Annotated in this window: 5 protein-coding genes, 2 tRNA genes and 1 pseudogene; 1 reads left to right on the forward strand and 7 read right to left on the reverse strand. The window is 50.4% G+C overall.

Translation table 11 applies throughout. The features are described from left to right. The 4 genes and pseudogenes from MHN01_RS09355 to MHN01_RS09370 form a co-directional block, all read right to left on the reverse strand. A pseudogene (locus tag MHN01_RS09355) lies at positions 1 to 240 on the reverse strand (hypothetical protein); the annotation flags it as partial. Beyond that, positions 240 to 1,325 (reverse strand): glycosyltransferase family 4 protein, encoded by a 1,086-nt coding sequence (locus tag MHN01_RS09360; protein ID WP_239411108.1) that lies wholly within the window; start codon positions 1,323 to 1,325, stop codon positions 240 to 242. The pseudogene MHN01_RS09355 and the gene MHN01_RS09360, both read right to left, overlap by 1 nt. A gap of 142 nt (positions 1,326 to 1,467) precedes the next feature. Then, positions 1,468 to 4,314: a hypothetical protein gene (locus tag MHN01_RS09365; RefSeq protein ID WP_370646478.1), complete on the reverse strand. Its 2,847-nt coding sequence runs from the start codon at positions 4,312 to 4,314 to the stop codon at positions 1,468 to 1,470. A 46-nt stretch (positions 4,315 to 4,360) separates the two neighbouring features. Continuing rightward, on the reverse strand, positions 4,361 to 5,080 hold the full coding sequence (locus tag MHN01_RS09370; protein ID WP_239411110.1) for a response regulator transcription factor: 720 nt from the start codon (positions 5,078 to 5,080) through the stop codon (positions 4,361 to 4,363). Between the two features lie 184 nt (positions 5,081 to 5,264). On the opposite strand from MHN01_RS09370, the gene MHN01_RS09375 reads away from it, so the two are divergent. Further along, complete coding sequence (locus tag MHN01_RS09375) at positions 5,265 to 6,170, forward strand: DMT family transporter (RefSeq protein WP_239411111.1); 906 nt, start codon at positions 5,265 to 5,267, stop codon at positions 6,168 to 6,170. Between the two features lie 84 nt (positions 6,171 to 6,254). Here the strand turns inward: MHN01_RS09375 and MHN01_RS09380 are convergent. The 3 genes from MHN01_RS09380 to MHN01_RS09390 all read right to left on the reverse strand — a co-directional run. Next, positions 6,255 to 6,331, reverse strand: a tRNA-Asp gene (locus tag MHN01_RS09380). Between the two features lie 41 nt (positions 6,332 to 6,372). After that, a tRNA-Ser gene (locus tag MHN01_RS09385) sits at positions 6,373 to 6,463 on the reverse strand. Positions 6,464 to 6,589: 126 nt separating this feature from the next. Beyond that, positions 6,590 to 8,317: Ig-like domain-containing protein (locus tag MHN01_RS09390; protein ID WP_239411112.1), on the reverse strand; the 1,728-nt coding region annotated here is incomplete at its 5' end.

Raw genomic sequence — 8,317 nt, forward strand, 5'->3', positions numbered from 1 at the left:
ATCCTGCTCCCGACGCCATAAACATTCAATATTCCATGAAGCCACAGCCTGGTTGGTAATCAGGCTGTCATGCTGCCAACAGCTCTGCTGTTCCTGTTTCCTATATCGCAGTGGACTTTGCTCTCTCACCAGCAGGATCTCACACCCCGCCCGGGCGAGATATTGAGCAAAGCACTGGCTTCGATTTGCGCTGGCATGCAAATGCGGTGGCGAGAAGTAACTCAGATACAAGACTTTCATCACCGGCGACCATGATAGGAGCTGAGCACGGCACCTGCCGTAGAAGGGCCTAATAGAGACTGATATAGCAGGTGTGTCTGATGGATTTGACGACTCAGACAAAAATAAGATTCAGCCCAGTTACGTGCTGCCCGACCGGCATCAAAGTAATCATTCGGACATAAATATAATCTCTGTAGAAGCTCCTTTACTCTTTGCGGATTATTGAAATCCAGGTACCAGCCCTGACAGTCGTGCTGAAACAGCTGTGCCAGCCCACCTTTAGGCTGAGCAATCACAGCTCTTCCTGATGCCATTGCTTCTGCTGCCACATAACCAAACGCTTCATGCCATTGCGAGGGCATCAGTATGACATGGGCAGTTTTCATGGCTTTTTCGACCTGAGAGCTCGGGCCCAGATAGATAACAGCCGGATTCGTTTCGGCCTTCTGTTCGATCTCTGGTCGCAACTCACCGTCACCAATGATCGTCAAGCGAGCAATCGCGGCGATTTCAGGCTTTTCAAAGAGCGCCAGTAGTAGCGTGAGCCCTTTATGGTCAATCAGATTGCCAACAAAAAGGCATTGCAAAATGCCATTGAATGGGGCCGGGGCCTGGTAATGAAACCGGACGGTATCCACCCCGTTGGTTATCAAATGGACTTTATCCGGGTGTACATCCTGCCTCAACCATCCTTCGACGAAGGGAGAAACAGCAATCAACCGCGAGACCAGCTTGCTATAGAGCCACCTTTTAAACCTTGTCCTAGCCGACATTTCAGTGTCATTTGAAAGGGAGTGATGAATTGAGACCACGACTTTGGAGCAATATGCTCTGGCCACCAGCAGGAGTGGGTGGCCCAAGCCATAGAAATGAAAATGAACAATATCGGCAGGATAAAGCCATAGCAGCTTGGCAAACAACCACCAGCGGCTGGTGCAATGACAGCGATAGCCATCTTGCTCAAGCGCCACCCGTGCCTCTTCACTGATAGCTGGCGTCACAAGAACATAGCGACAATCCGGACTTTTCAGGGCCCGCAAATAATCATAGAAGCTACTTCCCTGGCTTAACTCAATATCACACACCAGATAGACGGTTTTCATTCGACGACTCACGTAATGGAAACTGTTATCAGTATAGTGATGCTAGGTTTATGCCAACCTCTTGTGACGCAACATTCTCAATAGTTATACCAAAGCTACCCCAAGATGCTCGTTTCAACGAGAATGACTTGGGTATGGGCGTTTACCACAAGCTGCCTGATACCGTGAAGTACACCTCGTCTTTACCCAGGTTGCTATCGAGTCCGTGGGCATAGCCCAATGTCATAGGTAGCGTCAGGTTATATCCCAGCTCAGCCTCGACCGTAATTTCTGCACCGACACCGGTAAGTTGCTTGTGATCATCGCCGGAATCCCAGGCAGCTCCAGAATCGACAAAAACCGAGCCTGACACATCACCGACACCCACCGGATACAACGACCAGTTACGTTCTATCCGTCCCAGCCAGGTTTCCAGCTCCAGCCTTTGAGTCGCATAGCGATGACCTCGCTGGACGGAATCATCGTAGCCCCTCAGCGCTTGCGTATCGCGGCCAAACAGGCGCGATTCCTCGAACAAGTCCTTTCCGCCAAGACGGAAACGCTTGGCATCATCGTCAGCATAGCCGCCCCCCAATCTTGCCGTCAAGGTCGTTCTTCCCGGCAGGTCCCAGGTTCCCTTCCATTGGGCCTGATACTTCTGACCATCATAGTCGCTGTCAAACAAGGCGTTGGTTTCAGCCACAACATCCAGATAATGCCCCCAGCCAATACCCGGTACATTGAGATAGGCTTCACGGTTATCAAACGTTACTGCCAGCCCCGCCAACGTTTCATTGGTTTCCCTAAACGCAATCATGCTGGCAAAGTCAGGTTGAGATACCAGGCTCTCTTTATCGAGCACCCCGCCGGCATGCAAGCTGAGCAGATCTTCAAAGGCGGTTACGATGTGATTACGCTGCAACACAAAATAGTCATCACGGGTAATGCGGTAATCACTTCGACCATTAAAGGTCATCTTGTCGTAATCATGACTACTGTTTAATACAGCCATCCAGCGATTGTCATAATGATACACAAGATTGGCATCAACCAGCTCGTTATCAAAATCCCATGTTGCCGCCAGCTGATAGTTATGGCGTCCCAGGGCATCTGAGCCAAAGGTCAGTGCGCCAATCTGGGTTCTGGCATCATCTATGTATACAAGTGGCAACCAATTATGTGGTCTGAGCGTTGACCATGGGCTATAGGCTTCAGGCTCGCTCTTTTCTACCACCTGCTCAACGACCGGCGGATAGTCATAGCGGCCCTGCAGATTTTCAATAGGTTGAGTCGAGAGTACGCGAGGTGCCGGCAAATAACGCAACTGGTACCCTTCTGTCTCATAGGCCTGATAAACCAGCCCGGCACCAGGCTGCCAAACAGGCCGAAGTGCACCGCCTAGCTCACGCGTCCACTGTTCAACTTCGCCGCTGCTTTGATCAAGCACATAAACATCAAATACACCTTCATAATCGGCGCTATACAGAATACGACCATCAGGGAGATAACTCGGACTGCTTTCAGCCGCTTTGGTATCTGTTATCGGTTGCCATGTCTTGCTATCGAGGCTCAGCGTCTCCAGGTTCCAGCCTTGCCGAGGTCGTTTCACCGCAGCCACCAGCTCTTTGCCTGTCGGCGAGATGTCGAAAGTCCCTAGCACCGTTTCCGAATCACCGCGCCAAATACGAACAGGAGCCTGTTCCTGATCAAGAGATTGAGCATCCACCAACCACAACTCGCTGACACCCGCAACCTTGCGACTGGCGATTAGCTGTTTGCCATCAGGCATCCAACGTACATTTCGAAAACGCTGGCGATCGGTCAGTTGCTGCCACTGGCCATCACGATATAGGAACAAATCATTGTAGCTTCTGCCATCGGCATAATGAACAAGGCGAGACGCCGCCAATCCAGACTGTGGGTGCGATGACATCGCGGTAATATCCTTGCTGGCCGTTAGCGGTGTCCACCTGCCATTTTCCGGATCAAACGATGCTATCTCCGGACGATCTTCTCCGTTGTTGCGATTGACCAGCAGGCCGCTTTGGCTCTGAGTCACTACCTGCAGATACGGGGTCTGCTGTAACTCTTTCCCACCCTCAATACCAAGATCTTTACCAACAACTGATTGTTGCTGTAACTGGGCCAGTTGCGGGGCAAACTCTTTCTCCAGATAAGCCTGAAAATCTAACCATAATGCATTGAAGTCTTTACCAAATGACTGTCTGGCCGTGCGGTTGAGCAAGAAATACGGGATGATCCGGCGGCTATAACCAGTCAGAAAGGCCTGAACTTTCTCTTCGCCATAAGTCTCTGACAAGTATTGAATAAAATAAGCACCATAGAGATACTGGTAGCCCAGCGGCCACTCTCTGTTAGCCACCGCAACCTGCTCTAAATCTTTAAGATCACCGCTGGCCACCTCCATGCGCATCTTCATTGCATATTGACTGCTCTGAAGACGTCCATAACCCAACTCCTCATTGGTTTCCAAATACACCGCCAGGCCTTCTAGCAACAAAGAAGGGGTTAAGGCATGAGGAAAGAAAAATGCCTGTCGCCCAAATACCCCCTGCAAGACTTTAGGAGCCCCAGTGGCTAGCTCCATATGCATAATGTGGGCGTATTCATGGCGGATCAGCAAGTGAAGCCAGTCATCACTGGTAGCCAAATCACCGCCGTCTTCCGGCGGGCTCATGAACAGACGGATCTGGGCAAAAGGTAACGGGGTAGCCCATCCATTAGAAAAATCGAAGTCATCGACCAGTACGATTTCAGTTCTGGCTTGCGGTGCAGACTGAAAAAACGGCAGTTGCTCACGGCGCACCCGTTCGGCAATATCGAGTACCCTGGCGGCACTTTGTTCATGACCTTCAACAAAATGCACAGAAAAATGTGCAGATTGCTGGCTTAACCACGCTTTTCCAGCTTCATCCCACCCGACGGGCGTCGCTGCTGCAGTCGTCGACAGGCTCGCGCTAACCATTATCCCTAATAGCGTGCGTTTCAATATTTTCCCTAACATCTTCTTCAACCTTGATTATTATTTCGGCACACTACCAACTGTCTGGTGTAAATAAGTACCCTTTGCTTCTGACGGTGATGATTTTCCTTGGAAACGACGGCGTATCACCAAGCTTTTTACGCAAGGTCACTACCTTGTTATCAATGGTGCGATCTATACCATCGTAATCTATGCCCCGGATTGTCTTGACCAAAAACTCACGAGATAACACCTCATCCGATCGCGAGGCCAACAACCACAGCAAATCAAATTCAGAACCGGTCAATGACACTTGTTCGGTTCCCAACATACAACATTTTCGTGCATTATTTAGCTTCAGAGATCCACAAACAAGCCTATCATTACAAACTTCAATTTTCTTTCGTACCGGTGCACTTTTCTCAGGCTTATCAAACTGTTTACGGCGTAGCAAGGCCCGAATCCGGGCCAGCAGAACCCGAAGTGACACTGGCTTTTGAATAAAATCATCAGCACCGATTTCCAGGGCTGCCACATGTTCGATGTCATCTTCAAAAGGGGTTAACAACAAAATTTTACTCGATACATGCGGCCTGATCTGACGACAAAGCCCCAAACTGTCACACCCGGGATTGGCAAGACCAATAATAACGATCTCGGGTTGCAGAGCTTTGACCAGCTCGGCTGCCGATGACTCAGTCGAAAGAACCACTTCGTACCCGTGCTGAGTGAAGTAGCTTTCTTGCTGGGCCCTAAAGCTGAAATCATCTTCCACTAATACTATTTTCATCATTCGATCTTACATCTAGCACTAATTGCACAACGTTCAATATTGATGCATATCTTACTTAAAATCATTGAGTTGTAAATCTTAAGAGCAAAAATCCGTAAGTAGACGCGCGCTGCAATAGCAATTTTAATAATTAACCGTATGATAGCCATTTGAAAGTAACAAAATTGCAACAAAAGGACACGGAATGAACTTTGATAAATCGACTCACAGCACAGCACCCTATCTAGTGCTGGCCGCTTTATCAGCCGTTTTTATGGGAACAATTGGCACCATCGCCGTTTATGCCAACCTCAGCTCAGAAACAGTGACCTTCTTTCGCCTCTTTCTCGGCGGACTCATCATGCTGGGCTATTTAGCGATTGATAAAAAACTCGCGCTCCTTAAACGCTGGCCTTCCTGGCAAGTCATAATCAACGGTGGCTTACTTGCCGGCTTCATCGTTTTTTACATTCAGGCCATGAGTTATACCAGCATGGCCAATGCCATCATGACGATTTACCTGGCTCCCGTCGTCGCTTCGATCTCGGCCCATTTTCTATTCTCGGAAAGACTAAACACTCAGTCTGTTGGTCTGATCCTACTTGCCTTATTGGGCTTTGCCATGATGATGGAATTTAAGCTTGAGTTCGGAACAGGCTCGCAGGACGCGCTCGGTATGCTGTACGCCGTTCTTGCAATGGTGTGTTATAGCGGCTTTATCTTGATCAATCGCTCCATTCCGCCGCACGTTCACGTCTTTACCCGCAGCTGGTATCAATTAATGGTCGGTGCCGCCTGTATGCTGCCGTTTATGCTGGCACAAGATGAGCCCATCGCGCTGACTCAATGGGCCTGGCTGGCAATAGCGGGGCTGATCCCCGGCTTCCTGGCAATCCTGTTTGCCGTTATCGCCCTACGTGAGCTACCTTCGGCCACTTTCGGCACACTGTCCTACCTCGAGCCGATTGCTGTCGTTTCGCTGGCCTGGCTGCTCTTCGGCCAAGCTCTCACCCCACTACAACTGGCAGGCTGTATGGTTATCATGTCCTCTGGCGTCATGCAGGCTATCGCCACACAAAAGCCACAATCAAAGCTAATCGAAGCATGTTAGCAGTCATTGAATGCTGAACGCCAAATTTCCCTAAATTCGACGCATACGAAAAAGCCCTTGTCGAACGACAAGGGCTTTAAGCAGTGGCGGAGCGGACGGGACTCGAACCCGCGACCCCCGGCGTGACAGGCCGGTATTCTAACCAACTGAACTACCGCTCCAATTCTGTACGAAACTCGGCTTGTGCCCAATTTCTAGAATGTGGCGGAGAGATAGGGATTTGAACCCTAGATACGCTACAAACGTATGCCGGTTTTCAAGACCGGTGCTTTCAACCACTCAGCCATCTCTCCGTAAGTGCGGCGAATAATACGGGCCATCGCCAAGCTTGTAAAGCAATATTTTCAACATTTTAATCAATTGCTTAAAGCTTGAACTAACGCCACCAACTCCGCTCTTATTCCCACCAATACCGCATGTTACTCCTCTTCGCCAAAGCGATACTTAAGCCTTAAGGCAAAACCGTCGACATCGTTGGCATCAATAAAATAGCGGGTCGCCCCCAAGCCTACAGCCCAGTTATCATTTATCTCGTAACCAAGCTCTAGCCCCAGGTACGGATCGATACCATCATCACTGCTGCTAATGGTGTTCCCTTGATAGGTGCTATCAAAATCCACTTCCCAGTACATGCCTCCGACACTCACATTCAGATAGACTGACTCTGACTGCCAAAGTAAGTAACGTACATCAAGCCCGATTCCGCTTGCCAGCACAGGGGAGAACTTTGCCACCCTTTGATGGTACTCCTCCGGCGTAGCCGTATTATTGCGGATCGTGGCACTACCCTGCCCCTGATCGATATAACGTGCTGTCAGCGCCCAGTCCGAGTCGAACTCATATCCGACGCCTACGGTCCAGTAGAAATCAGTATCATCACTGTCGACAACAGTTCCCGCCTCAAGCCCGGAACGTTCATGTGCATTGCTCATACCAAGATCGGATTCGACAAACCAGCTGGCCTGACTGTTAAAACTCAGCAACGCCAGCAGCATCAACCATCCACGCTTGCCAACTCGTCGAGTCAGACCGAACAGCGCCAGTAATGCCAGAGTCAGCCCGCCAAGGCTACCACCCGCTTCATTTTCCACTGTCACTGACTGAGTCAGTTTTGTTGTGACTTTCACCAAGCCCGTATCCTCCAAGCCATTCGAGTCGCGGATCACATAAGTGATGGTGTCCACACCTTCAAATCCGACTTTCGGTGTGTACGCCAAGGTCTGATCACTGTTAATCGATACAGTCCCATTTTGTGCCACCGCGGAGACAATAGTCAGTGTGTCCGCATCCGGATCACTGTCATTACTCAGTACCCGAATGACCAAGGATGTCCTATCATCAGTTTCCACTTCATCATCCACCGCCACCGGTGTCTGGCTGTTTACGACTTTCACCGTGACATCCGCAAAGTCAGTTCCGCCATTATTGTCCGTCACGCTGTAGTTAATCGTCGCCACGCCATAGAACTGATCCTTAGCGGTATAACTCAGCCAGTTATTGACCACAGCTACAGAGCCGAAGTCCACCGTGGCATTGGCAATGGTCAGCGCATGGCCATCGGCATCACTGTCATTAGCCAGAGCATCAATCATGATATGACCATTTCGGCTGACAGAAACGGTATCTCCCTGTGCTTTCGGTATCGTGTTACTGGTTGCTTTCGCGGCAACACCGCCCGGATCCACCACGCTGCCATTGGCAACACCATCATCATCGTTCGGACCACCATCCTGGATAGTCAGCTGCACACACCAGTGACCTTCTGTCAGTCCCTGCATCCAGCTAGCATCCCCCGGAGGCGGGCAGTAACCGGCTTCACCTTGTGCCGAGGCCAGTGAGTTCTCGGCATCTTCAACGAAGTCGACCCAGCCTAAGCTTTCCTTATATTTACGGTATACAGCATTGGCCGGGATCGGACGACGCTGCGGGAAGACCACGCGATAGCTCTGTCCCACTTGCGGCAGACCTGTCGCAACGAAGTCAAAGATCCCGCCAATATTATCCGCGGCTTCATCCTTGCCCAACTGTGTAGTCACCTCTGTATCGAGCAATTGGGTTCCGCCGGTTTCATTGCCAGCGACTGTCACCCCTTTACGCAGGCAGACACCCGGGTCCCCTTCGACCAGATAACTCGACGGATCAGAGAC

Origin of the sequence: Photobacterium sp. OFAV2-7, from assembly GCF_022347985.1 — a bacterium.
GTDB lineage: Bacteria > Pseudomonadota > Gammaproteobacteria > Enterobacterales > Vibrionaceae > Photobacterium.

Coding starts and splice junctions, on each gene's coding strand:
- MHN01_RS09360 (WP_239411108.1), bottom strand. CDS start 1,325: ATGAAAACCGTCTATCTGGTGTGTGATATTGAGTTAAGCCAGGGAAGT.
- MHN01_RS09370 (WP_239411110.1), bottom strand. CDS start 5,080: ATGATGAAAATAGTATTAGTGGAAGATGATTTCAGCTTTAGGGCCCAG.
- MHN01_RS09375 (WP_239411111.1), top strand. CDS start 5,265: ATGAACTTTGATAAATCGACTCACAGCACAGCACCCTATCTAGTGCTG.